The organism is Aurantimonas marina (assembly GCF_017183135.1).
GTDB lineage: Bacteria > Pseudomonadota > Alphaproteobacteria > Rhizobiales > Rhizobiaceae > Aurantimonas > Aurantimonas marina.
In genome coordinates, this window is record NZ_JADDXW010000003.1 from 20,503 (window position 1) to 44,837 (window position 24,335).

Genomic DNA, 24,335 nt, shown 5'->3' on the forward strand with positions numbered 1-24,335 from the left:
TAACGTGACGCGGCAATATTGTATCACTGAAGGCCTTGCCTCCAACGATCCGCCCTGTGCGGATAGGCATTGGCGCAGCGGCGCTCTATAGGACCGGGCAGCCATCACGAAACGACAGACAGTGGAACCGGTCGCCGGCGTGAAGACCAAGAAGATCTCCCTGACGAAACCCACCGAGCGCGGGCTGGTAACCGGCCTGCTCAGGCGGATCATCGAAGAGAACGGCCGGCTGTTCCTGCGCCAGTACGCGATCGCCATCGTCTGTCTGGTCCTCGTCGCGGCGTCCACCGCCTTTCTCGCCTGGATCATGCGTAGCGTGATCGACGAGATCTTCGTCCTGCAGAACCGCGCGGCGATCGTTACGCTGCCGATCGTGATCTTCCTGGCCTTTACCGTCCGCGGTCTGGCGACCTACGGCCAGGGCGTTATCCTGGCGCGGATCGGTAACAACATCGTGGCGCGCTATCAGCGGCGTCTCTTTACCCACCTCCTCGACCTGTCCATCGATTTTTTCGGCGAGAACCGCTCGGCGCATCTGGCGGCACGCATCAACCAGAACGTCGCAGGCATCCGCGACACGCTGAACCTCACCGTCACCTCGATCGCCCGCGATCTGCTGACGCTGGTCTTTCTCGTCGCCGTGATGGTCTATCAGGACCCGTTGCTATCGCTGATCGCCTTGCTCGCCGGTCCGCCCATCGCCCTCATGATCGCGGGGCTGGCGCGCAAGCTGCGGGTCGCGACGCGCCAGTCGATCGACCTCAACGCCCGCGTGCTCGGCTCGATGCAGGAAGCCGCGCAAGGGATCGCCGTGGTCAAGGCGTTCACCATGGAAAAGCCGCTGCGCGCGAGGATCGAACATCTGATCCTGGCGGCGGAGGAACGCTCGAACCGTATCGCGGTGATCACGGAGCGGACCACGCCGGTAACCGAGGTTGTCGCTGGCATCGCCATCGCCGGCGTCATCGCCTATTCGGGTTATCGGGCGATCGTCTACGGTTATTCGCCCGGCGCCATGTTCGCCTTCATCACCGCACTCCTTCTGGCCTACGATCCGGCGCGGCGCCTCGCCAAGCTGCAGGTTCAGCTCGAACGTGCCCTCGTCAACGCGCAGATGATCTACGAGATTCTCGACCTCGAGCCGAACCAGTCGGACCCGGCGGACGCGCAGAGCCTTGTCGTCGAAAAGGGGGAAATCGTCTTCGAGGACGTTGGTTTCGCCTATCATGCGAACGAGCCGGTACTATGCGACCTGAACTTCACCGCGCCGGCCGGCAAGACGACCGCCCTGATCGGCGCTTCGGGCGGCGGCAAGTCGACGATCATCTCCCTGTTGCAGCGCTTCTACGACGTCCAGCACGGCCGCATCACGGTCGACGGCCAGGACGTCCGAAACGTCACCAAACGTTCGCTTCGCTCCAAGATCGCCTATGTGCCGCAGGCGCCGTATCTCTTCGAGGGCACGATCCGCGACAACATCCGTCTCGGGCGTCCCGACGCCAGCGACGCGGAGATCGAGGAAGCGGCGCGGCTCGCTCAGGCCGAGGAATTCATCCTCGCGCAGCATAAGGGTTACGACACGCCGGTCGGGGAAAGCGGCGTGTCGCTCTCCGGCGGCCAGCGTCAACGGCTGTCGATCGCCCGCGCCCTGGTGCGCGACGCGCCGATCCTGCTGCTCGACGAAGCGACCTCGGCCCTCGACACGCGGTCGGAGACCCTGGTTCAGACCGCGCTGGAACAGGCCATGAAGAACCGCACCGTGCTGGTTGTCGCCCATCGTCTGTCGACGATCGTCAACGCGGACCAGATCCTGGTCATCGACGGCGGCGAGATCGTCGAGCGGGGCACCCATGACGAACTTGTCGGCCGCCCGAATGGGCTCTATGCCCGTTTCTATGGGCTGCAGACCCATGACGGCCGGCCTGGGGCGGAGGCGATCGCGGACGCGATCCGCGCCTGACGGACCGAGACAGCATCGAGAACAGCCGGAGAGTTGAGATGAGCGAAACGAAACTGGTCGTCCTCGGCGCCGCCGGCCGCATGGGCCGCACCCTCGTCTCGGTCATCCAGGACACGCCGGGTGCCAAGCTGCACGCCGCGCTCGAACATTCCGGCTCGCCGGCGCTCGGCGAGGATGCGGGAACGCTCGCCGGCGCCGGCCATCTCGGCGTGACGATCAGCGACGACGTCAACACTGCGCTCGACGGCGCCGATGGCATCATCGACTTCACCGTCCCGGCCGCCTCGACAGGCTTTGCCGTTCTCGCCGCCCAGCGCGGGCTGGTCCATGTCATCGGAACGACCGGGTTTTCGACCGCGGAAGAAGCCGAAATCACCGCGGCGGCGAAGACCGCGCGCATCGTCAAGTCCGGCAATATGAGCCTTGGCGTCAACCTTCTCGCCGGCCTCGTCGAAAAGGCCACGCGCGCCCTCGGACCGGACGCCTTCGACATCGAAATCCTCGAAATGCATCACAAGCACAAGGTCGACGCCCCCTCCGGCACCGCCCTGCTTCTCGGCGAAGCCGCCGCCAAGGGGCGCGGCGTCAAGCTCGCGGACAACAGCGTGCGGGTCCGCGACGGCCAGACGGGGCCGCGCGAGGCGGGCACGATCGGCTTTGCCACATTGCGCGGCGGCTCGGTCGTCGGCGACCATTCGGTGATCCTGGCCGGTGAGGGCGAGCGCATCGAGCTCTCCCATCTCGCGGCGGACCGGGCGATCTTCGCGCGCGGCGCCGTTCGGGGCGCGCTCTGGGCCAAGGATCAGGCGCCCGGGCTTTATTCCATGCGCGACGTCCTCGGGCTCGCCGACTAGAACATCGGACCCGCAACCCTCCTCCACCCCCTGCGAATAAGGCTTTTCTCATGTCCCGAACCCTCGTCCTCGTCCGTCACGGCCAGAGCGAATGGAATTTGAAGAACCTCTTCACCGGCTGGAAGGACCCCGGCCTGACCGACAAGGGCGTCGAGGAAGCCAAGGACGCGGGCCGGCGGCTGAAGGCGGGCGGCTTCACCTTCGACATCGCCTTCACCAGCGAATTGTCCCGCGCCCAGCGCACGCTGACGCTGATGCTGGAGGAACTCGGCCAGACGGGTCTGGAGACGATCCGCGACGTCGCTCTCAACGAACGCGACTACGGCGACCTCTCCGGACTGAACAAGGACGACGCGCGGGAAAAATGGGGCGAGGAGCAGGTCCATGTCTGGCGCCGCTCCTACGACACGCCGCCTCCGGGCGGCGAAAGCCTGAAGGACACCGGCGCGCGGGTCTGGCCCTATTATATCCACGACATCCTGCCGAAGGTGCTCGCCGGCGGCACGGTGCTCGTCGCCGCCCACGGCAATTCGCTGCGCGCCCTGGTCATGGCGCTGGACGGGCTCACCGGCGAGGAGATCGTCGGCCAGGAGATCGCCACCGGGGTGCCGATCGTCTACCGGCTCAACGCCGATTCCACGGTGGCGGAGAAGCAGGTGCTGGAGGGGTGAGACGCAATCACTCCCGCGCCAACAGCCCACATTCCCAGCCGAGCATCGCCCGCTTGCGGGTGATGCCCCAGTGATAGCCGGTCAGCGCGCCGGATTTGCCCACCACCCGGTGGCAGGGCACGACGAAGGAGATCGGGTTGCGGCCGACCGCCGCGCCGACGGCACGGGCGGCCTTCGGCGCGCCGATCCGCTCGGCGACGGTCGAATAGGTCGATGCCTCGCCGACCGGAATGTCCAGCAGCGCTTCCCAGACGCGGATTTCGAAATCCGTGCCGATCATGACGACCCGGAGCGGCCGGTCGGCGCGCCAGTTGGCCGGCTCGAAGATGCGCGCGGCCAGCGGCGCGGTCGCGTCCTGGTCGCGCCGGAACGCTGCCTTCGGCCAGCGCCGGCGCATGTCGTCGAGCGCTTCGGCCTCGCCCGCCGCGCCCGGCTCGGCGAAGGCGAGGCCCGCCAGCCCCCGCTCGGTGGCGATGACCAGCGACAGGCCGAAGGGCGTCGGATGGAAGCCGTAGGAGAGCGCGATGCCCTCGCCCTTGGCCTTGTAGGCGCCCGGCGACAGCGCCTCGTGCTTGACGAAGAGGTCGTGCAGGCGGGACGGGCCGGACATGCCCACCTCGAAGGCGGCGTCGAGCAACGAGGCGCCGTCACCGAGCAGGCGGCGGGCATGATCGATGGTGACGGCTTGCAGAAACGCCTTCGGGGTCAGGCCCGACCAGCGCTTGAACACCGCCGACAGCGCCTCCTCGTCGCTGCCGAGCGCCCCGGCGATGGCGGCAAGGCTCGGCTGGTGGCGGTACTCGGTCGAGATGAACTCGATCGTGCGGCGGACGGTGTCGTAGTCGGACAGGCCGGCGGAGGCGGGCGTGGGTGCGGGCCGGACGGCGACGCGGGCCGTGGCGACATCGATGGAAAGCATGGTGTGGTCTCCTTCGCCTGCCGTCAGATCACGGTCACGCTCTGCCCGCCACCCGATTTTCGGCCCCGCCGCCGTTCTCAACGGCCCTTGGCGGTCAACAGCGCGCGGTTGAATTCGCGGGCGAAGCTCTCGCGGTCGTCGGGATTGAGGAAGCCGCCGATTTCCGTGGAGATTCGGTTGGAGTCGACGCTCATGCGGGTGATGCCGATTTCCTCGTGCCGGGCGACGCTGAATCGTGCCCAGAACGGGTTGTGATGGGCCTCGCGCACGACGCCGCGCGGCGAAATCTTGCGGATCGCCAGATCGGTGCGCGATAGCGACACCTCCTCGCGCGCCTTCGCCGAGCGGAAGCTGGCGCGAAAGGCCCACCAGACGAGCAGCACGTCGAGTCCCAGGAACCCGAAAACCGGCCAGGCGCCCCTGGCGAGAAAGCCGAGCCCGGTCGCCAGACTCACCAGAGCGACGAAGGCCATCACCACCGCGAAGCCGCGAGGGCCGAGCGAGCGATAGGGCACCAGCAGAGCCTGGAAGATCGGCCGGTCCGCTGTCTCGCCCATCGCTTTGCGCTCCAGTGAATTGTCATCCATGCTTTTGCATCGCTATAGGACCGACATGGCAGAAAAGATCGTCGCACCGCCCCGATTGGTCAAGCGCAAGAGCAGCGACGCTTCGTCTCAAGCGCAAACCGCGCAGCGTCCGCCCGCCCGGCGGCGGCGCATTCCCTATACGCGCGCCGAGATCGCGGAGATCTTCCGCCGTTTCGCCGTGCAGCGGCCGGAGCCGAAGGGGGAACTGGAACACTCCAACCCGTTCACCCTTCTCGTCGCCGTGGTGCTGTCGGCCCAGGCGACCGATGTCGGGGTCAACAAGGCGACCCGCGAACTCTTCCAGATCGCCGACACGCCGCGGAAGATGGCCGCCCTCGGCGAGGACACGATCCGCGGCCATATCCGCACGATCGGGCTTTATCGCAACAAGGCCAGGAACGTTGCGGCGCTAGCCCGGACCCTGGTGGAACAGCATGGCGGCGAGGTGCCGCGCGATCGCGCCGGGCTCGAAGCGTTGCCGGGCGTCGGCCGCAAGACCGCCAGCGTGGTGCTCAACTCAGCCTTCGGCGAGGATACGCTCGCCGTCGACACCCATATCCTGCGGCTCGGCAACCGGCTGAAGCTCGCCCCCGGCAAGACGCCGGAGGCGGTGGAGGCCGGGCTCTTGAAGGTCATCCCGAAGCCCTATCTCCGCCACGCGCATCACTGGCTGATCCTGCACGGCCGCTATGTCTGCAAGGCGCGCAAGCCCGACTGCGAGGCCTGCGTCATCGCCGATCTCTGCAAGGCGGATGTCAAGACGAGCGACGTTCCGGCGCCGCTGCGCGAGTTGCCCCCCAGCCCCCTGCCGGAACCGACCGCGTCGGGCTGACACCGAACGACCCAGACCATGCGGCAAGCTTTGAAAGGCTATTTCCGACCCAGACCGGCCTTTCAGCTCGGTTTGCCTGCGACCCGAAACCCGCCATCCCAAGGGCATCCGGATTTCGGCTTCCCCGCGATACAAGATGTAGCCAGGGTAGTGCGGAATGGGGCCGGATCAGCTCGACGTTCGCCGGTTTCTCCAACCTCCGGCTCCCCACAGGGCAGGTGGGTGGGGACGCTAAGCGCGGTGGAGGTTTCCTTGCACAACACGGTCATCGCCCTTATATCTTGCTAGACGAATTCAGGGCTCAGCAGCAACGACCCTTGGAATCGCCCTCGGAGATTTTGGAACTTGGTTGTTCACCCTCTGGCTCTGCGTCGACTTGTTTTTCAATCTCGGCCTTTGGAAGGAGGGGCTCATGAAAGCCATCTATAAAACTGGTTTGGAGACGCTCGCGGTGCTGTGGGGCCTGCAAGGGTGAGTGACCAAGCTACCAACGTGAATTGGGTATGAGCTGAGGGTTGCTGAGAGTACCGCAAGGGCGGCTGAAAGCCGTCCCCCCACACCAATTTGAGCCCCGGCGTGTCCGGGGCTTTCGTTGTCATCCTGGCTTGTCTGGGGTGGTGACGGAAGCGCTGTGGTCGTAAAGATCCTGTTCTTCGATCATGATAGTATCGTGTACGGCCGCTGAGCCCGCAAAAAAAATCGGCATGGCGGTCGCGGAGAAAGAGGCGCCGTTCATTGCAGATGTCACGCTGTTGATCGGGCTGGATGTGCAGCTAGTAAGCTTCCGCTGGAGGGATTGCTGTGACGCTGCCTGAATTCGTGGAGAACCTAGCCGAACTGATCGGGCGACCGACGGACCTCCGACCATTCGTATGTCAGGGATCCCCGCTAAGATGCAATGTATTCCTCGTTGGTTTCAATCCCGCTACAGAAATGGCGGGCGATTTCTGGGATCACTGGAAGACCGGTGTCGGTTTCGCCAAGGCGGCATGGTTTCAGGCTTACCTGGCGGACCGCAGGACGCGCCCGCTCAGACCGGGCAAGAAGTCCCGTCCGGCCGTCAGCAACACACGGCGTTGTCTCGGCTGGATTGAAGAGGGAGCGGATGGAGCGCCAATTCTGGAGACCAACATCTTCGCCCGAGCAAGCGCGACAAAGGCCGAACTGGCACTTAAGGACCAAAGTTCAGAGCCGTTCCGCTTCCTCATCAAGGCCATCGAGCCCAAGTTGATTGTGGCCCATGGCGCCGACGCCCATGTCGCGGTCGACCGGTTGAATACGAGCGCGCAGATTATCAAGATTCCGCATCTCTCGCGTGGATGGTCGAAGGAACGTGCCCGGCAATTCGGCCGCTCACTAGCAACCGGGAAATTTTAGTGATCGCCGCCCCCGAAGTGCCGCTCTATCATCACTACCTGCCCGCCTTTTATCAGTCGCGGTGGTCCGGAGAGGACGGCCGACTTCGCCGGTTCAGCAAGCCGCACGGCGACAAGGTCGCGACGAAGTGGGTGTCGCCACAGGTTTCTGGCGGAGAGGACCTACTGTACACCGACCATTCTACTCCGGCAGAAAGCGCACAAGCCATGGAAAGTGGCTTCATGTCGCCGCTCGATTCTCTTGCGAGCGAGGCTCTAATCGCGCTGGAGACGGACAACCCGGCCATAAGGAAAGAAGCCCGCCTGCGGAGCGCCTGGTCGCGGTTTCTGATGTCGTTGATGATGCGCATGCCTGACCATCTGGAAACGCTCACTACGGGTTTGGCCGACGAGTGGGCGCGGCAGATGCCGGAGCTTGAAGCGGCCTACGAAGCCAAGAAGGGACCGCACGATCCAGCGACATTTGCTGCCTACATGGATTCGCGCTCTCCAGATGAAGTGCGGAGCTGGATGCTCTCGGTTCTGCGAACCCTGATGGACCATGCCCTTATCGGCGAGATGATAAACAATATGCGATGGTTCGTGCGTACCATCGACGGGCCGGCCGAGTTCCTGACGAGCGACCGACCGCTTATCACCTGGTACGAATTCGCCGCGCACGACTCCTACATCATTCTGCCGATCGGCCCAAAGTCTGCGTTCGTGGCCGTGAACAACGAGACGACTCAGCGCCGGATCGACGCCCGAGTGGCAGACCAGTGGGTGGCGGGTTTGAACAGGTCAATCGCCGGCGCGGCCAATAAGTTCGTGTTCGCCCGGGATGACGGCATGAAAGACTTCATCGCCCAGCACTTCGGAGCAAAGCCGCGGACAACCCTATTTGAATACCTGCTCCGCTTCCGACGCAAGAAGAACGCGGAAGCTGGTGCGAGCGCCACGCCCTGACTACTATCTGACCATCTTTCCTGATCGACTGTGTCCATCCGGTTAGGCCGGCAGCCACTTTTAATAGTCACTGTAGGCCGCCTCAATGACCGATATGGAGCGCGTTGCCGTCGAAATGCGGCGGCCACCTGAACGGCCGCTTTCCTAGCTTCGCCGCCCGAAACCTGCAAGTCCGCTTCCCACCCGAAGCGGCCGCTTACCCCCGCGCCAGTCGATCCGGCCCCGCCGGCGCTGCGATCAGGCCACCCTCCTTGCGCGAGACGCGCTGGTGCAGATGCACCATCAGCGCCGCCGCGAAGAGCGGCGTGAAAATGTTGAGCAGCGGCACGGCGAGGAAACCGGCGATGAGGAGGCCGGCCAGAAACACCGTCGTGCCGTAGCGGCCGCGCAGCGCCTTGGCCTCCGCCTCCGTGCGATAGCGCATCGCCGCGAACTCGAAATATTCGCGGCCGAGCAGATAGCCGTTGACCACGAAGAAGGCGGCGATGTTGATCCCCGGCACCAGCAGCAGAACCAGGGCGAGCAGATTGCCGAGGATCACCACGCCGAAGAATTTCACCGACAGGATCAGGCCGGGCACGAACGGCATCGCCGTCCCGGCCGCCACCTCGGGATAGGTGTTCGCCTCGACCACCTCCGCCACATCGTCGAGAAACAGGCTGGCGATGACCGCGCTGATCGGCCCGATCAGGAAGGCCAGCAGGATGGCGAGGGCGAAGCCGGCCGCCCAGCCGGCCAGCGTTCCCGCCTGATCGACCCAGGCCGGGACATCCGGGAAAAGATTGGATAGGAACGGCACCGCGATCCATTCGGCGATTGCCGCGATGCCGAACCACAGGGCGACCAGCACCACGGCGGTCAGCCCAAGCGCCTTCCACAATGCGCCGCGAAACGGGGCCGAGAAGATATCGGCGAAAGCCAGCCGGGCGGAGGCGAAGATCATCGGTGCGTCCTTTCCATCGCCCCGCGAGATAGGCAGCGGCGCTGGCGCCCGCAACTACGGGGCCGGATCGGCGGCGCGTCTGGCCAACCGGGGCCCCGCGCGCTAGGAAGGCCGCGATTTTCAACGACGGACCCCAGCATGACAGATTACGACGTCCTCACGATCGGCAACGCGATCGTCGACATCATCGCGCGCGCCGACGACGGTTTTCTCGACCGCGAGGCGATCCAGAAGGGCGGCATGACGCTGATTGATACCGAGCGCGCCGAGCATCTCTATAGCGTCATGGGTCCCGGTATCGAAATGTCCGGCGGCAGTGCCGGCAACACCGTCGCCGGCCTCGTCAGCCTCGGCGGAACCGGCGCCTATGTCGGCAAGGTCTCCAACGACCAGCTCGGCGAGATCTTCGCCCACGACATCCGCGCGCTGGGCGTCCACTACGCCACCAGGCCGCTCGACGGCCATCCGCCGACCGCCCGCTCCATGATCCTGGTCACGCCGGACGGCCAGCGCTCGATGAACACCTATCTCGGCGCCTGCGTCGAGCTCGGCCCGGAGGACATCGATCCCGCCGTCGTCGCGGCCGCGAAGGTCACCTATTTCGAGGGCTATCTGTGGGACCCGCCGCGCGCCAAGCAGGCGATCGTCGAGGCGGCGCGGATCGCCCACGACAACGGCCGCGAGGTCGCTATGACGCTGTCCGACGCGTTCTGCGTCGATCGCTACCGCGACGAATTCCTCGACCTCATGCGCTCGGGCACCGTCGACATCGTCTTCGCCAATGAAAGCGAGGCGCTGTCGCTCTACGAGGTGAACGATCTGGGCACCGCCCTCGACCGGCTGGCGGAGGATACCAAAGGCTTCTGCGCCGTGACCCGTAGCGAGAAGGGCTGCATCGTCGTCGAGGGCGACCAGCGCGTTGCGGTGCCGGCGCTGGCGATAGCGGACGTCGTGGACACGACCGGCGCGGGCGACCTCTTCGCCAGCGGTTTTCTGCGCGGCTATACGATGGGGCTCGATCACGAACGTTCCGCGAGGTTGGGCGTCGCCGCAGCCGGCCACATCATCGGGCAGATCGGGCCGCGTCCGCAGACGCCGTTGAAGGATCTGCCGGAGGTGAAGGCGGTGCTCGGCGGCTGACGGCGGTCACCGGCTCCCCTCACGCTCGACGGCACGGCGTGGTAGAAACGGGTTTTCGAGGCGTCAAACGCAGCCTGCAGGGGAACGCGTCATGCTGAAATGGGGAATCCTGTCGACCGCCAAGATCGCGCGCGAGCATCTGATGCCGGCGATCGGCAAGGCGACGAACGGCTCGCTGGCGGCGATCGCCAGCCGCGATCTCGAACGTGCTCGGGAGATCGCGTCCGCCTTCGGCATCACGCGCGCCTATGGCGGCTATGACGAACTGCTCGCCTCTCCCGATGTCGACGCGATCTATGTGCCGCTGCCCACGGCCCAGCACACGGAATGGACCCTGAAGGCGATCGCCGCCGGCAAGCATGTGCTCTGCGAAAAGCCGATGGGCATGACCGCAACGGACATCGAGCGCATCATCGCGGCCGCGAAGGACGCCGGCGTCGTCGTCTCCGAAGCCTTCATGGTCACCTATCATCCGCAATGGGCGAAGGTGCGCGACCTCATCGCGGACGGAGCGATCGGACGGCTGATCCATGTGGAGGCGTCGTTCAGCTACCACAATGTCGACCCCGCCAATATGCGCAATCGGCCGGAACTGGGCGGTGGCGCGCTGCGCGACATCGGCGTCTATCCGCTCGTCACGTCGCGCTTCGCAACCGGCATGGAACCGGTTCGTGTGCGGGCGAAAATCGTGACGGACGAAGAATTCGGCACCGATTCCTTCGTGACCGGCACGGTGGACTTCGGCGAGTTCGAGATGAGCGTCTATCTCGGCACCCGCATGGCGCAACGCCAGACGATCGTCTTCCACGGAACCGAAGGCTTCATCGAGCTTGCCGCGCCGTTCAATGCGAGCCTTTACGACGGCGACAAGGTGCTGCTGCACGATCGCGGCCACCGGCTGACGCAGACCTTCCGCTTTCCGGGCGTCGACCAATACCGCCTGCAGGTCGAGGCGTTCGGCGAGGCGGTGAACGGGAACGGCGGGGTTTTCCCGCTGGAGTCCAGCCGCCGCAACCAGGCAGCGATCGACGCCCTGTTTGCGGCCGGGCAAACCGGCGACTGGGTGTCGGTCGCCTGACCGGCGGCCATCAATTCGGCACAACCTGTCGCGAGATTGTCAGCACAATCGTGACCCCAAGGCTGCCTCGCGCGGACTGCCCGGCAAGGCTGGGGCCATCCGACCCGCGTAGTATCCACGATGTCATCCAGTTCGAGGAACCATCCATGCGGCCAGCTTCACCCACGCGTCGCGCGGCAGCCGGCATCACCGCCGCCCTGACGTTTCTGACCGCGGCCGGACAGGCGTTCGCCGAGCCGAACGCGAAACAGGTTTTCAGCGCCCAGCACAGCGCCGCCGCGCTTCCGTCGGAGAGCCTCGGCTTCTACACGAAGGGATGCCTCGCCGGCGGCGCGCAGCTTGCCGCCGACGGCCCGACCTGGCAGGCGATGCGCCTGTCGCGCGACCGGCATTACGGCCACCCGACGACGGTGGCCTTCATCGAGAATCTGTCCCGGGAAGCGGCGCGCCGCGGCATCTGGCCGGGTCTCCTGGTCGGCGACATGTCGCAGCCGCGCGGCGGTCCGATGCCATATGGACACAGCTCGCACCAGATCGGCCTCGACGCCGATATCTGGCTGCAACCGATGCCGACACAGCGCCTCACCGAGGCGGCGCGGGAAGACTTTCCCTTCCGGTCGGTCCTGAAGAAGGGCAGCTTCGAGGTCGACGACCGGATCTGGAATGCCCGCTATCGCGACCTGATCAAGCTTACCGCCGAAGACGCCAAGGTGCAGCGGATCTTCGTCCATCCCGGCATCAAGAAGAAGCTCTGCGAGACGACCGGCGGCGACCGCGCCTGGCTCAACAAGGTGCGGCCCTATTACGGCCATCACGAGCACTTTCATGTGCGGCTGTTCTGCCAGCCCGGATCGCCGGATTGCACCGAACAGAAATCCACCGGCCGCGGCGACGGCTGCGGCGATCTCGACTGGTGGTTCGACGTCGCCCTGCAGCCGCCCCCGCCGAACGCCAAGCCGGCAAAGCCCAAGCCGGAGATGACGCTGGCCGACATGCCGAAACAGTGCCGCGCGGTGGCGAACGCGCCGGCGATGGGCTCGACGGGCAGCATGATCGCGGCATCGAGCGCGAGGGCCGTACCGGCTTCCGTCGGGCTCGCTTATGCGCCGGCCGGCTCGGTGCCGATTCCCACGACTCGCCCGGCGAACTGAGGCTCGCGGCATCGGGTTTGTTTTGCGTTCGTCACGGCAGTGTCCTATGTCGATTGGCATACGAGTCGATTAGCGGGCATCTGATGGAACAACGGCGTGACGGCGCGGAGGCGTTGAAATTTCCGATCCTCATCGGCGACATCGGCGGCACCAATGCTCGCTTCGCGTTGCTTCTCGATTCCTTCGCCGAACCCAAGATGTTCCCGGTGATAAAGACGGCCGATTTCGAGTCGGTCGACGACGCCATCCAGCAGACCGTGCTCGACAAGACCTCGGTGCAGCCGAAGTCGGCGGTGCTGGCCGTCGCGGGGCCGATCGACGGCGACGAGATCGACCTGACCAACGCGCCCTGGGTGATCCGTCCCCAACAGATGCTGAGCGAGCTCGGCATCCAGGAGGTGATCGTCGTCAACGACTTCGAGGCACAGGCGCTGGCGATCTCCGCGCTGGGCGAGCAGTCACGGATGAAGATCGGCGGCGGCGAGGTCCATGAGGGCGCCAGCCGGGCGGTCGTCGGCCCGGGAACCGGCCTCGGCGTGGCCGGCCTCGTCAGGGCCCGCAACATGTGGATTCCGGTCGCCGGCGAAGGTGGCCACATCGACCTTGGACCACGCACCGAACGGGATCTGGCGATCTGGCCGCATCTGGAGACCATCGAGGGTCGGATTTCGGGCGAACAGGTGCTGTGCGGACGCGGGCTGGTCAATCTCTACCGCGCCATCGTGGCGGCGGACGGGGCAGAGCCAGTCCACGCCACGCCGGCCGAGATCACCGAAGCCGCGGTCAACCAGAAGGACCCGCTCTCGACCGAGGCGGTCGATCTGTTCGCCACCTATCTCGGTCGTGTTGCCGGTGATCTGGCGCTGATCTTCATGGCGCGCGGCGGCGTCTTCATCGCCGGCGGCATCTTCCAGCGCATCATCCCGATCCTCAAGTCCGATCAGCTCCGCGCCGCCTTCGAGGACAAGGCGCCGCACAGTGAGCTGATGCGCGAGATTCCGCTCTTCGTCGTCACCGAGCCGCTCGCCGCGCTCGCGGGTCTCGCTACATACGCCCGTACGCCGCGCTTTTTCGGTCTCGAGACGACCGGGCGGCGCTGGGTCGCCTGACGCTCCGTGTTCGGGCCGGGCCCCCGGTCGACAGCCGCAGGCGACGCGCCGGATTTGCCAGCCGGTCGGCAAGGCACTACGTCGCGTTCGACACACGCTGTTTCAAACGCAAAGGACAGCCCGCATGGCGCTCAAAGTCGCGGTCCAGATGGACCATGTCGCCTCGATCTCGATCAAGGGCGATTCCACCTTCGCGCTCTGTCTCGAGGCGCAGAACCGCGACCACCAACTGTTCCACTATACGCCGGAGCAGCTGTCGATGCGCGGCGGCCAGGTCACTGCGCGGGTCGAGGCGATGGAGCTGCGCGAGGAAGAGGGCAACCATTTCAGCCTCGGACCGTCCCGGAAGATCTCTCTCTCCGAAATGGACGTCGTCCTGTTGCGGCAAGATCCGCCCTTCGACATGGCCTACATCACCTCCACCCACATTCTGGAGCGCGTCCACCCGAAGACGCTGGTGGTCAACGACCCGGCCTCGGTACGCAATGCGCCGGAGAAGATCTTCGTCATGGAATTTTCCGACCTGATGCCGGAGACGCTGATCACCAAGGACCCAGAGGAGGTCGCCGCTTTCCGCGCCGAATTCGGCGAAATCGTCATGAAGCCGCTCTACGGCAATGGCGGCGCCGGCGTCTTCCATCTGAGGAAAGACGACCGCAACCTGACGTCGTTCATGGAAACCTTCGGAGTCCTGTTCCGTGAGCCGTACATCGTGCAGCGCTATCTCGATGACGTGCGCAAGGGCGACAAGCGCATCATCCTCGTCGATGGTGAGTATGCCGGCGCCATCAACCGGGTTCCCGCCGAAACCGACACGCGCTCCAACATGCATGTGGGCGGTACCGCCACGGCAACGGAGCTGACGACGCGCGAACGGGAGATCTGCGAACGGATCGGTCCGGCGCTCAAGGAACGCGGCCTCCTGTTCGTCGGTATCGATGTCATCGGCGACTATCTGACAGAGATCAACGTCACCTCCCCGACCGGCATCCGCGAGGTCAAACGCTTCGGCGGCGCCGACATCGCCGCGCTGCTGTGGGACGCGATCGAAGCCAGGCGCCGAGCCCCCGCATTCTGAACGGGAGATAACAACGCCGTTCCGGAACCGTTCGGACTGGCTATGGCTTACTCTTCCGCGACAACAGATCTTCATCTCGGTTTCGCGAGGAAATGCCATGAACAAGATGCTTCTCGGACTGCTCGCCGTCGTCGGCAGTTTCGCACTCCCAGCGACGGCCGACGCCGCGGCGCGCGCCATCGCCACCGCCGACGTCAATCTGCGCGCTGGCCCCTCAACCCGCTACCCGGCGGTCGACGTCGTCGGCGGCGGCGATCAGGTCCGCGTCTACGGTTGCCTGCAGAACCGCTCCTGGTGCGACGTCGGCTATGACGGCCAGCGCGGCTGGATGTCGTCGAACTACCTTGCCTATGCCGGAGGTAACCGGCGCTACACCGGCGAACGCGCGATCCGCGCGATCGAGGCGCCGGTGATCAGCTTCTCCATCGGCGGCTATTGGGACGACCATTATCGCGCCCGCCGCTTCTATCGCGAGCGCGATCGCTATGACGGCATCTACGGCCCGCGCTACCGCCGGGACAGGGATCGCTTCGAGGAGCGCGACCGCTTCGACGATCGCGACGATGTCCGTCGCGACCAGCGTTCGGAGCGTCGCCGTGAAATCCGGCGCGAGTTGCGCCGGGAGGACCGCCGAGACGATCGCCGCGAGTTCCGCCGCGAGCGCCGCGACGACATCCGGATCGAGAGGCGCAACGAGCGCCGGATCTCACCATCCGACGATCGCCGCGATCCCGTGGTGCCGCTCTACCGGGTCGACTGACCCCTGTTCTCCCGACATCGCCGAGGCGCGGGCACGCCCGCGCCTCGTTTCCCTATCTCGTCCTCCGGCAAGACGGATCACCGGCGATTGGAAGCGCCCCCGCGGTGCCTTCACCTTCGGTGAACCGATCGATAAGCTGGGATCCCTACGGTCCGGCGCTCACAGCCAACGGCGTTGACGGTTCCAGGTCGTGCCATGCGCGAGCAGCCGCGATTGACGAGGAGCGCCCTTGCAACCAGCCCACCGCGACGCCGCCACCCATGCGAAGCGACCGCCGCCTGACGGCATCGACGTCTGGCTGACTTTCATGCCCGAGGTCGCGCCGGCTCTGCACGCGCCCTATCGCGCGCTTCTCGATGCGGACGAGTGCCAGCGTTACAAGCGCTACCGCGTCGATGGAGCGCGGGAAGAATTTCTGGTCGGCAAGGCACTGGTGCGCACAACCCTGTCACGCTACCGGCCCGTCGCACCCGAATCCTGGTGCTTTACGGCGAACCGCTACGGTCGCCCGGAGATTTCCGGCGGCGACGATGACGGCCTGACCTTCAACTTGTCGCACACCCGCGGCGTCGCCGCGCTCGCGGTCGCCCGGCATTGCGATCTCGGCGTCGACGTCGAGACGGTCAGCCGCGACAGCGCCGTCCGCGACCTCGCCGGCCGCTATTTCGCACCGGCCGAGGCGTCATATGTGCGCGCCGCCGAAGGCCCGGCCATTCGCGAGCGCTTCTTCGCCTTCTGGACCCTCAAGGAGGCCTATATCAAGGCGCGCGGCATGGGGCTGGCGTTGCCGCTCGACGGCTTTTGCTTCGATCTGACCGGCGAAGCGCCGACGATCGGCTTCGCGCCGAGTTGCCCGGACGACCCCGTCCGCTGGACCTTTCTCCGGCGGCTGATATCCGCCGAACACCGGCTGGCACTGGCGGTCTCGCCCGCCAGTCCCGCCGTCCCGATCCGCTTTTTCCGAACGGTGCCCCTGACCGGGATCGTCGAGGAGCTCCGTCCCGCCGTCCCGCCAGGGGAGGCGACGTTTCTTCATGGCGCGGAGACGGGCGGGCCTGCCTCGTGAAACTTTTCGCCGTCGGCGATCTGCATCTCGGGCATCCGACCAACCGCGAGGCGCTCCACAGGATCAAGGCGCGGCCGGACGACTGGCTGATTCTGGCCGGTGACGTCGGCGAGACCGAACGCCATCTCGATCTGGCGTTCGACGCCCTGCAGCCGAAATTCAAGCAGCTCGTCTGGGTGCCGGGCAATCACGAGCTCTGGTCGGTCGCCTCGCGCGGAACCGCCCTTCGCGGCGAGGCGCGCTATGAGCGTTTCGTGGAACGTTGCCGCGAGCGCGGCGTACTGACGCCCGAAGATCCCTATCCGGTTGCCGCGATCGACGGGACGCGCGTGCGGATCGTGCCGATGTTCCTGCTTTACGATTATTCGTTCCGGCCGGATCATGTGCCGCTGGACGGAGCCGTCGCCTGGGCGCGAGAAGCGGGCATTCGCTGCGCCGACGAGCAGTTTCTGTCGCCGGCGCCCTTCGCCAGCCGAAGCGACTGGTGCGCGGCGCGCTGCGACCTCACCGAGCGACGGCTGGAAGCGCTCGACGACGGGCTGCCGACGGTGCTGATCAATCACTGGCCGCTGCGTGAGGAACTCGCCCGGCTGCCGCGCATTCCGCGCTTTTCACTGTGGTGCGGGACGCGGCGCACCGAGGACTGGCACACCCGCTTTGCCGCCCGCGCGGTGATCTCCGGCCACATCCACATCCGTTCCAGCCGCGACATCGATGGCGTCGCCTTCGAGGAGGTCTCGCTCGGCTATCCCAAGCAATGGCACGGCCGCATCGAACCGGACGACGCGGTGCGGCGGGTGCGAGTGTAGGGGCGGACGGGACAAGCTGTGTCCGGGCGCCGAACGGCCGGACGCGACCCTCAGGCAGCCATAGGCCCGACCGGCAAGGGCTTGATGGATTCTAGTTCCTCGGCCAGCTTCGCGGCCTGCGTCTCCAACTCATAGGCCTGCTGAAAATTCATCCAGAACTGCGGGGTCGTGTTGAAATAGCGCCCCAGGCGCAGCGCCGTATCCGGCGTGATTCCGACCTCTTCCTTGACGATCCGCTCGATACGGGTTCGCGGAAGACGAAGCTGCCTGGCCAGCGCGCCGGCGCTCATGTTCAGCGGAACCAGATATTCCTCCCGGAGGAATTCGCCGGGGTGGATGGGGCGAGCGAACTGCAAGGCCATTCTGCCCTCCTTGGCGGTTGCCGAGGCATAAACGGGATCAGTGATAGTCGACGATTTCGACATCTTCGGCGCCTCTCTCGGCCCATCTAAAGCAGATGCGCCATTGATCGTTGATGCGGATCGAATGCTGTCCAGTGCGATCCCCGGACAATTTTTCGAGACGGTTGCCGGGTGGAGAGCGAAGATCATCCAATTGGATCGCATTCGCGACAGCCCGCAAACGGCGCTCGGCACGCGTGACGAGATCAGCCGGAAATCCTTTGATTGCCCTGCCCGCGGCAACAGCTTCGACCGTCTTGCCCTTGTATGAAACGATCATCGCCGCTCCTGAAGCGCTGTATCATTTACCGATACAATGCCGGTCGTCAAGTACACCCGCCATTCAATAGGACAGGAAAATAATCGCACAACGCCTCGCTTGACTCTCCCATTCCCCTCTGGAATCTATGGGAACATATCAGGAACAAAACCTCTTTCGCAGAGGCGGAACGGCCGTAACTCCTTGCGGCCGAAGGAGATCCTATGGCTGTCAGCGATGCTTGGCCGGCCCGGCCGGCGGACTCCCCCTCGGCGCGGGCGCTGTCCGCGGCGAATGACGCGGTGACAGGGTCCAGGAATCCAACCCTAATTCGGTTGCGGGACCAGATCGCCCGGATCGAGGGGCAACCGGCCGCCCGTCTGGAGCGACCGGACGAGTCTGCGGCGGCGAAGGCGGAAAAGCCGGCGCGGCGCAGCGCGATCACACTGCATTCCCTCGGCTGCGCGGCGGCGGATGCGGCGCTCGGCGGCGGCTTTCCGGCCGCCGGCCTGACCGAAATCCATCTCGACGAGACGCGGAATGGCGGAACGTTGGCCGGCTTTGCGCTCGCTTTGGCGATCCGCTTCGGCGCCCGACCGGACAAGCCGCTTTTGTGGATCGGCGACAGTCTGGCGTTTCTGGAGGCGGGCCTGCCCTATCAGCCGGGCCTTGCCGGCTTCGGCCTCGACCCGAGCGCGCTGTGCCTCGTGCGGACCCGCCGGCTGGAGGACGCGGCCTGGGCCGGCGAGGAGTCCGCCGCCTCGTCGGCGCTGGCGATGGCGATCCTGGAAGTGCGCGGCAATCCGGCGCGGCTCAGCCTCGACGGCACGCGGCGGTTGCATTTTCGCGCCCGCGAGGCCGGCCTGCCGTTCCTGCTTCTGCGCCAGAGCGCCCGCGCCGAAGCGACGGCGGCGCCGCTCAGGTTGCGCGTGCGACCCGCGCCGGCGGCTTTCGTTCCCGACCTTGCCGATCATCAAAAGCTCATCGGCCATCCGGTGTTCGCCGTCACGGTCGAAAAATCCCGCGATGGCCGGCCGCGGCATTTTTGTCTGGAGTGGAATCCCCATGAGCGACGTTTCGACCCGCTTCGCCCAGAGCGTGCAGCCGCGCTTTCTCGCTCTTTCGCTACCGCGCCTGCCGACCGACCGGATCCGGCGCGAGACGTTGGGGCGCTCGTGGCGCTCCAGCGCGCGTCGTGACGACGGCGCACCCAGACGCCTGTCCTCGGAGCCGGGCAAGACCGGGATCGATCGTGATCGGCTCGATACCGTCCTGCGGCCGCCGAACCGCGTGCGCTACGAAACCTACGGTTGCGTCGAGGCTTCATTCACCTTGAATCAGGGCAGGGTCGAAGCACCAATGGCGCCGCTGGCGCTGTACGAGACGACCGCCAATGCCAACCGGATCGCCGCCCTCTGCGAGCAGGCCGAGGCCGACGGGCTGTCGCCGGGGATCGGCCTGGCCGAGGCGCGGGCGCGGTTTCCCGGTCTCGACGTCCTCCTCGCCGATCCGGCGGCTGACGCGCGGCTTTTGACCGCCCTTGCCGACTGGTGCGACCGCTACACGCCGCTCGTCGCCCTCGACCCGCCGCGCGGTCTCATCCTCGACATTTCCGGCTGCGCCCATCTGTTCGGCGGCGAAAAAGCCTTGTTGGACGACCTCCTCGCCCGTCTGTTCCAGCAGGGTTTCGCGGCGGCCGCCGCGATCGCCAGCCATGCCGGCACGGCGCTTGCTCTGGTCGGCCACGGCGCCTCCCGCATCGTTGCGGCGGGCGGGGAACAGGCTGCGATCGCACCTTTGCCCGTCGCCGCGCTGCGGCTCGATGCGACGCTGACCGCTATGCTGCGGCGGCTCGGCCTCAAGACGATCGGATCGCTGTTGTCCTTGCCCCGCGCCGGCTTGACCCGCCGCTTCGGTGAAGACCTTCTGACCCGTCTCGACGCGGCGGCTGGCCGGGTTTTCCGGCCGATCAGTCCGCGCCGGCCGGTCCCCGCGCTTGCCGCCGAGCGCCGGCTGTTCGAGCCGATCAGCCGCATCGAGGATGTCGAGCGCGTCCTTTTCCTCCTCGCCGAACGGTTGCGGGACGATCTGGCGCGCCGCGGCGTCGGCGCCCGGCGGCTGGAACTGTCGCTGTTTCGCGTCGACGGACAGGTCAACCGGCTCGCCGTCGGCGCCTCGCGGCCGGTGCGCGAGCCGGGCCATGTGCAGCGCCTGTTCCGCGAACGCATGAAGGGCCTCGGCGAAGAGTTCGACGCCGGCTATGGCTACGATCTCGTCAAGCTGGCGGTGTTCGAAGCCGCGCCGATGCCGGATGTGCAGACGGATCTGTCCGGCGCCGACGCGGCCATCGACGCTTTCGGCGGCCTCGTCGACCGGCTCGGCGCCCGGCTTGGCGAGGGAAACGTCCTGCGGATGGAAGCCGCCGACAGCCATTGGCCGGAGCGGGCCGAACATTGGCGGCCGGTGAGCGCCGGCGAGGCCCATGGTTCCGCGACCCGGCAGAGCCTTGCGCCGGCTGGCGCCCCCCGGCCGGTCCGGCTACTCACCATGCCGGAACCGATCGAAGCGAGCTTCGAGGTGCCGGACGGCGCGCCGCTGCAATTTCGCTGGCGCCGGGCGCTGCATGTCGTGCGCCGGGCCGAGGGGCCGGAGCGGATCGGCGCCGAATGGTGGCGGGACGCGGGCGAAGCCGCGCGCGACTATTACCGGATCGAGGATGCCGACGGCCGCCGCTTCTGGCTGTTCCGAGAAGGTTTCACGGACCCCGCCGTCGATCCCGAATGGCAGCGGCCGGCCCCGCGACCGGCCTGGTATCTGCACGGGTTCTTCGCATGACACCCGTGCGCCACGGGCCTCAGCCCGCCTTCGCCGAGCTGGGCGTCGCCAGTTGCTTTTCCTTCCTGCGCGGCGCCTCGCAGCCGGAGGAGCTGGTCGTCACCGCCCGCCGCCTCGGCCTTACCGGTATCGGTCTCGCCGACCGCAACACCGTCGCCGGGGTGGTACGCGCCCATCAGGCGGCCAGGGAGGCGGGGCTTGCCTATGCGCCCGGTGCCCGGCTGGTCTTTTCCGACGACACCCCCGACATGCTGGCCTATCCGCGCGGTCGTGCCGGCTGGGGTCGGCTCTGCCGCCTGCTCAGCCTCGGCAACCTCAGAACCCGCAAGGGCGACTGCGTCCTTCATCTACCGGACTTGCTCGAATGGGGCGCGGGCCTCAACCTTGCCGTCATGGTCCCGGCAGGGCTTGGCCACGACGAGAAAAGCGAGGCGGACCGCACCGAAGTCCGCCTCGCCAGCACCCTCCACGCGCTCGCGTCGACCTTTCCGGGCGCCGTGCGTCTCGCCGCCGCGCCGGCCCATGACGGGCTCGACCAGCGGCGACTCGCCCGCGCCGCCCGCCTCGCGGAGCACTGCGGCACGCCGCTGATGGCGACCAACGAGGTCTTCCATCATGCGCCGGGCCGCCGGCGGCTGCAGGACGTGATGACCGCGATCCGCGCGCATGTGCCGCTCGCCGAAGCGGGGCGTTTGCTGTCGCGCAACGCCGAGCGGCATTTGAAGGCCCCGGACGAGATCGCGCGGCTGTTTCGCGCCTATCCCTGGGCGGTCGAGACCGCCAACCACTTCCTCGCCGAACTCGATTTCGACCTGAAGAGTCTGCGCTACGAATATCCCGACGAGGCGCTGAAGCTGGCCCGCACCCCGGCGGAAGAACTGCGCTTTCTCGCCCATGACGGCGCCAGATGGCGCTATCCGCAAGGCGTTCCGGCGAGCGTCACCCGGCAGATCGACTACGAGCTTCAGATCATCGCCGAGCTGAAATACGAGCCCTATTTCCTCACCGTCCACCACATCGTCGAATTCGCCCGTTCAAAGGGCATTTTGTGCCAGGGGCGCGGCTCGGCGGCCAATTCGGTGGTGTGCTTCTGCATCGGCATCACCGAGGTCTCGCCCGAGCGCGCGGGGCTTCTGTTCGAGCGGTTCATCTCGTCGGACCGACGCGAGCCGCCCGACATCGACATCGATTTCGAGCACGAGCGCCGCGAGGAGGTGATCCAGTACATCTACGAGCATTACGGCCGCGACAACGCCGCCATCGCCGCCACCGTCATCACCTATCGCGCTCGTTCGGCCGCGCGCGAGGTCGGCAAGGCCTTCGGCCTGTCGGAAGACGCCGTCTCGGCGCTGTCCGGTTCGGTCTGGGGCTATCACTCCTCCGACCTCGGGGAACGTGAAGCCGCTGCCGCAGGTCTGGCCGCGAGCGATCCCACCACGGCGAACGTCCTCCATTTCGCCGCCGAACTCGCCGGCTTCCCCCGTCATCTGTCGCAGCATGTCGGCGGCTTCGTCATCACCAGGGGCCGTATTGACGAGGTCGTGCCGGTCCTCAATACCGGCATGGATGGGCGCTCCATCGTCGAATGGGACAAGGACGATCTCGACGCGCTCGGTATCCTGAAGATCGACATCCTCGCCCTCGGCATGCTGTCGTGCCTGCGCCGCGGCTTCGATCTGCTTGAAAGCCACTACGGCGTGACGCTCAGCCTCGCCGATCTGTCGCTGGCGGTGGACGACGCGCCGACCTACCAGATGGCCCAGCGGGCCGACACGCTCGGCGTCTTCCAGATCGAGAGCCGGGCGCAGATGTCGATGCTGCCGAAGCTGAAGCCCGAATGCTTCTACGATCTCGTCATCGAGGTGGCGATCGTGCGGCCCGGTCCGATCCAGGGCGACATGGTCCACCCCTATCTGAGGCGCAAGATGGGGCTGGAGCCGGTCAGCTATCCAAAGGAGGAATTGCGCGAGGTGCTCGGCCGCACCCTCGGCGTGCCGCTGTTCCAGGAACAGGCGATGCGGATCGCCATCGTCGCGGCGGGGTTCACGCCGAACGAGGCGGACAAATTGCGCCGCGCCATGGCGACGTTCCGCCGAGTCGGCACCATCCACACCTTTCAGAAGAAGCTGGTCGAAGGCATGGTCGCGCGTGGCTATGAGCGCGACTTCGCCGAGCGCTGCTTCAAGCAGATCGAGGGCTTCGGCGAATACGGCTTTCCCGAAAGCCACGCCGCCTCCTTCGCGCTGCTCGTCTATGCCTCCTGCTGGCTGAAATGCCATTATCCGGACGTCTTCGCCGCCGCGCTTCTGAACGCCCAGCCCATGGGCTTCTACGCGCCGGCGCAGATCGTGCGCGATGCGAGGGAGCACGGCGTCGAGATCCGGCCGGTCGACGTCAATCATTCCGCCTTCGACCAGACGCTGGAGGTGGCCCGCTTCGATCCCGGCGGCATGAAGGCCCGGCATTCGGACATGCGGGAGGCCATCCGGACCCGCCACGCCGTCCGTCTCGGCTTTCGCCAGGTCAAGGGACTCGGCGCAGAGGAGATGGCGGTGCTGGTCGCGGCGCGGGGGCCGGGCTACGATTCGATCCGCGATCTGTGGCTGCGTTCGGGGCTGAGGCGCGCGACGATCGAGCGGCTGGCCGACGCCGACGCCTTCGCCTCGCTCGGCCTCAGCCGCCGGGACGCGCTGTGGGCCTGCCGGGCGCTCGATCCGAACGGCGCGGCCGAGCGTCTGCCGCTGTTCGAGCGGGCCTTGGCCAAGGATCTGCAAACCGAGCCCGACGCCCATCTGCCGCCGATGCCGGTCGGCGAGGAGGTGTTCAACGACTACCGATTCCTGTCACTCTCCCTGAAGGAGCACCCGGTCTCCTTCGTGCGCGGAGAACTCCGGCAACGGCGCGTTGGGGCTAACGAGCGGTTGGGGGCGCTACGCTCGGGCAGCCGCGTCACCGTCGCCGGCCTGGTCCTCATCCGCCAGCGACCGGGCTCGGCCAAGGGTGTGATCTTCATGACCATCGAGGACGAGACCGGCATCGCCAACATCATCGTCTGGCCGAAAATCTTCGAGCGCTTCCGCCCGGTCGTGCTCGGAGCGCGCTTCGTCGAGGTTACGGGGCGGATGCAGTCCGATCGCGGCGTGATCCACGTCGTCGCCGACGCCATCGAGGATCTGACGCCGCTGCTGATGCCGATCGCCAATGGCGAGGCCCCGGTGATCGGCGGCATCGCTCCCGCCGACCACGTCAAGCATCCGCTACGCCCCTCCTCCCGCGATCGAGAAGCGGCCCCGATCGCGGCAACGACCAGGGAGAATGTCCAAGCCGCCGATCCGCTCGTCTCGGCTCTTGCCCGGGCCGAGGAGATACACCGGCCAGTCGACGAGCAGCGCGGTCGGGCGCATCGTCTGGGAATTGCCCATCGCGCCGTACAGCAGGTGCTGCCGAAAGGACGGAATTTTCAGTAAACGATTCGCCCATTCGCCATCCTGCGATCCTTCGCCGGCTCACAGATCCACTCTGGCCGAACGGGACGGCCTTGCTATCTTGCTATCCTGTTGAC

The 24,335-nt window shown here is 66.4% G+C and carries 22 protein-coding genes; 17 read left to right on the plus strand and 5 right to left on the minus strand.

Going from position 1 to position 24,335, the window contains the following annotated elements:
* The first annotated feature begins 139 nt into the window (after positions 1-139).
* Genes ING15_RS04445 through ING15_RS04455 form a run of 3 tightly spaced genes read left to right on the plus strand, consistent with a single transcriptional unit; the run spans position 140 to position 3,485 of the window.
* A complete protein-coding gene (locus ING15_RS04445) occupies positions 140-1,960 on the plus strand; it encodes an ABC transporter ATP-binding protein (protein WP_332873778.1) in 1,821 nt (606 codons plus the stop codon).
* Positions 1,961-1,998: 38 nt separating this feature from the next.
* Complete coding sequence (gene dapB / locus ING15_RS04450) at positions 1,999-2,814, plus strand: 4-hydroxy-tetrahydrodipicolinate reductase (protein ID WP_206453593.1); 816 nt, start codon at positions 1,999-2,001, stop codon at positions 2,812-2,814.
* A gap of 50 nt (positions 2,815-2,864) precedes the next feature.
* Complete coding sequence (locus tag ING15_RS04455) at positions 2,865-3,485, plus strand: 2,3-bisphosphoglycerate-dependent phosphoglycerate mutase (RefSeq protein ID WP_206453594.1); 621 nt, start codon at positions 2,865-2,867, stop codon at positions 3,483-3,485.
* Positions 3,486-3,492: 7 nt separating this feature from the next.
* Here ING15_RS04455 and ING15_RS04460 read toward each other — a convergent pair whose 3' ends face one another.
* Positions 3,493-4,404: a methylated-DNA--[protein]-cysteine S-methyltransferase gene (locus tag ING15_RS04460; protein ID WP_206453595.1), complete on the minus strand. Its 912-nt coding sequence runs from the start codon at positions 4,402-4,404 to the stop codon at positions 3,493-3,495.
* 77 nt (positions 4,405-4,481) lie between these two features.
* Positions 4,482-4,991 (minus strand): DUF2244 domain-containing protein, encoded by a 510-nt coding sequence (locus ING15_RS04465; RefSeq protein ID WP_232845565.1) that lies wholly within the window; start codon positions 4,989-4,991, stop codon positions 4,482-4,484.
* Between the two features lie 25 nt (positions 4,992-5,016).
* Between ING15_RS04465 and nth the strand changes: the two genes are divergently transcribed.
* From nth to ING15_RS04480, 3 genes are all read left to right on the plus strand, one after another.
* On the plus strand, positions 5,017-5,823 hold the full coding sequence (gene nth / locus ING15_RS04470) for an endonuclease III (RefSeq protein ID WP_206453596.1): 807 nt from the start codon (positions 5,017-5,019) through the stop codon (positions 5,821-5,823).
* An 801-nt stretch (positions 5,824-6,624) separates the two neighbouring features.
* Positions 6,625-7,200 (plus strand): hypothetical protein, encoded by a 576-nt coding sequence (locus tag ING15_RS04475; protein ID WP_206453597.1) that lies wholly within the window; start codon positions 6,625-6,627, stop codon positions 7,198-7,200.
* Positions 7,200-8,144 carry a DUF4238 domain-containing protein gene (locus ING15_RS04480; protein WP_206453598.1) on the plus strand — a complete coding sequence of 315 codons (945 nt, stop codon included), beginning with the start codon at positions 7,200-7,202 and terminating at the stop codon, positions 8,142-8,144. Before ING15_RS04475 ends, ING15_RS04480 begins: the two co-directional genes overlap by 1 nt.
* A gap of 196 nt (positions 8,145-8,340) precedes the next feature.
* Here the strand turns inward: ING15_RS04480 and ING15_RS04485 are convergent, their stop codons facing one another.
* Positions 8,341-9,087 (minus strand): sulfate transporter family protein, encoded by a 747-nt coding sequence (locus ING15_RS04485; protein WP_206453599.1) that lies wholly within the window; start codon positions 9,085-9,087, stop codon positions 8,341-8,343.
* A 138-nt stretch (positions 9,088-9,225) separates the two neighbouring features.
* Between ING15_RS04485 and ING15_RS04490 the strand changes: the two genes are divergently transcribed.
* The 8 genes from ING15_RS04490 to ING15_RS04525 all read left to right on the plus strand — a co-directional run bounded on the left by ING15_RS04490 (position 9,226) and on the right by ING15_RS04525 (position 17,278).
* Positions 9,226-10,227, plus strand: a complete 1,002-nt coding sequence (locus ING15_RS04490; protein ID WP_206453600.1) for an adenosine kinase — start codon at positions 9,226-9,228, stop codon at positions 10,225-10,227.
* A gap of 91 nt (positions 10,228-10,318) precedes the next feature.
* Positions 10,319-11,305: a Gfo/Idh/MocA family protein gene (locus tag ING15_RS04495; RefSeq protein WP_206453601.1), complete on the plus strand. Its 987-nt coding sequence runs from the start codon at positions 10,319-10,321 to the stop codon at positions 11,303-11,305.
* A gap of 146 nt (positions 11,306-11,451) precedes the next feature.
* Positions 11,452-12,456, plus strand: a complete 1,005-nt coding sequence (mepA, locus tag ING15_RS04500) for a penicillin-insensitive murein endopeptidase (RefSeq protein WP_206453602.1) — start codon at positions 11,452-11,454, stop codon at positions 12,454-12,456.
* Positions 12,457-12,539: 83 nt separating this feature from the next.
* The gene (locus tag ING15_RS04505; protein ID WP_206453603.1) at positions 12,540-13,565 is read left to right on the plus strand and encodes a glucokinase; all 1,026 of its coding nucleotides are present in this window, start codon (positions 12,540-12,542) and stop codon (positions 13,563-13,565) included.
* A gap of 124 nt (positions 13,566-13,689) precedes the next feature.
* Positions 13,690-14,643, plus strand: a complete 954-nt coding sequence (gene gshB, locus ING15_RS04510; RefSeq protein WP_206453604.1) for a glutathione synthase — start codon at positions 13,690-13,692, stop codon at positions 14,641-14,643.
* A gap of 97 nt (positions 14,644-14,740) precedes the next feature.
* Positions 14,741-15,403, plus strand: a complete 663-nt coding sequence (locus ING15_RS04515; RefSeq protein WP_206453605.1) for an SH3 domain-containing protein — start codon at positions 14,741-14,743, stop codon at positions 15,401-15,403.
* 229 nt (positions 15,404-15,632) lie between these two features.
* Positions 15,633-16,469, plus strand: coding sequence for a 4'-phosphopantetheinyl transferase family protein (locus ING15_RS19385; RefSeq protein ID WP_206453606.1), 837 nt, complete (start codon positions 15,633-15,635; stop codon positions 16,467-16,469).
* Positions 16,466-17,278: a metallophosphoesterase family protein gene (locus ING15_RS04525; protein ID WP_206453607.1), complete on the plus strand. Its 813-nt coding sequence runs from the start codon at positions 16,466-16,468 to the stop codon at positions 17,276-17,278. Before ING15_RS19385 ends, ING15_RS04525 begins: the two co-directional genes overlap by 4 nt.
* Before the next feature lie 50 nt (positions 17,279-17,328).
* Here ING15_RS04525 and ING15_RS04530 read toward each other — a convergent pair whose 3' ends face one another.
* Positions 17,329-17,640, minus strand: coding sequence for a HigA family addiction module antitoxin (locus ING15_RS04530; RefSeq protein ID WP_206453608.1), 312 nt, complete (start codon positions 17,638-17,640; stop codon positions 17,329-17,331).
* Positions 17,641-17,677: 37 nt separating this feature from the next.
* Positions 17,678-17,959, minus strand: coding sequence for a type II toxin-antitoxin system RelE/ParE family toxin (locus ING15_RS04535; RefSeq protein ID WP_206453609.1), 282 nt, complete (start codon positions 17,957-17,959; stop codon positions 17,678-17,680).
* Between the two features lie 203 nt (positions 17,960-18,162).
* On the opposite strand from ING15_RS04535, the gene ING15_RS04540 reads away from it, so the two are divergent.
* From ING15_RS04540 to ING15_RS04550, 3 genes are all read left to right on the plus strand, one after another.
* A complete protein-coding gene (locus tag ING15_RS04540; protein ID WP_206453610.1) occupies positions 18,163-19,137 on the plus strand; it encodes an ImuA family protein in 975 nt (324 codons plus the stop codon).
* Between the two features lie 160 nt (positions 19,138-19,297).
* Positions 19,298-20,773 (plus strand): DinB/UmuC family translesion DNA polymerase, encoded by a 1,476-nt coding sequence (locus ING15_RS04545; protein WP_206453832.1) that lies wholly within the window; start codon positions 19,298-19,300, stop codon positions 20,771-20,773.
* On the plus strand, positions 20,770-24,240 hold the full coding sequence (locus tag ING15_RS04550; RefSeq protein WP_206453611.1) for an error-prone DNA polymerase: 3,471 nt from the start codon (positions 20,770-20,772) through the stop codon (positions 24,238-24,240). The genes ING15_RS04545 and ING15_RS04550 overlap by 4 nt, the downstream gene beginning before the upstream one ends.
* The last annotated feature ends 95 nt before the right edge of the window (positions 24,241-24,335 follow it).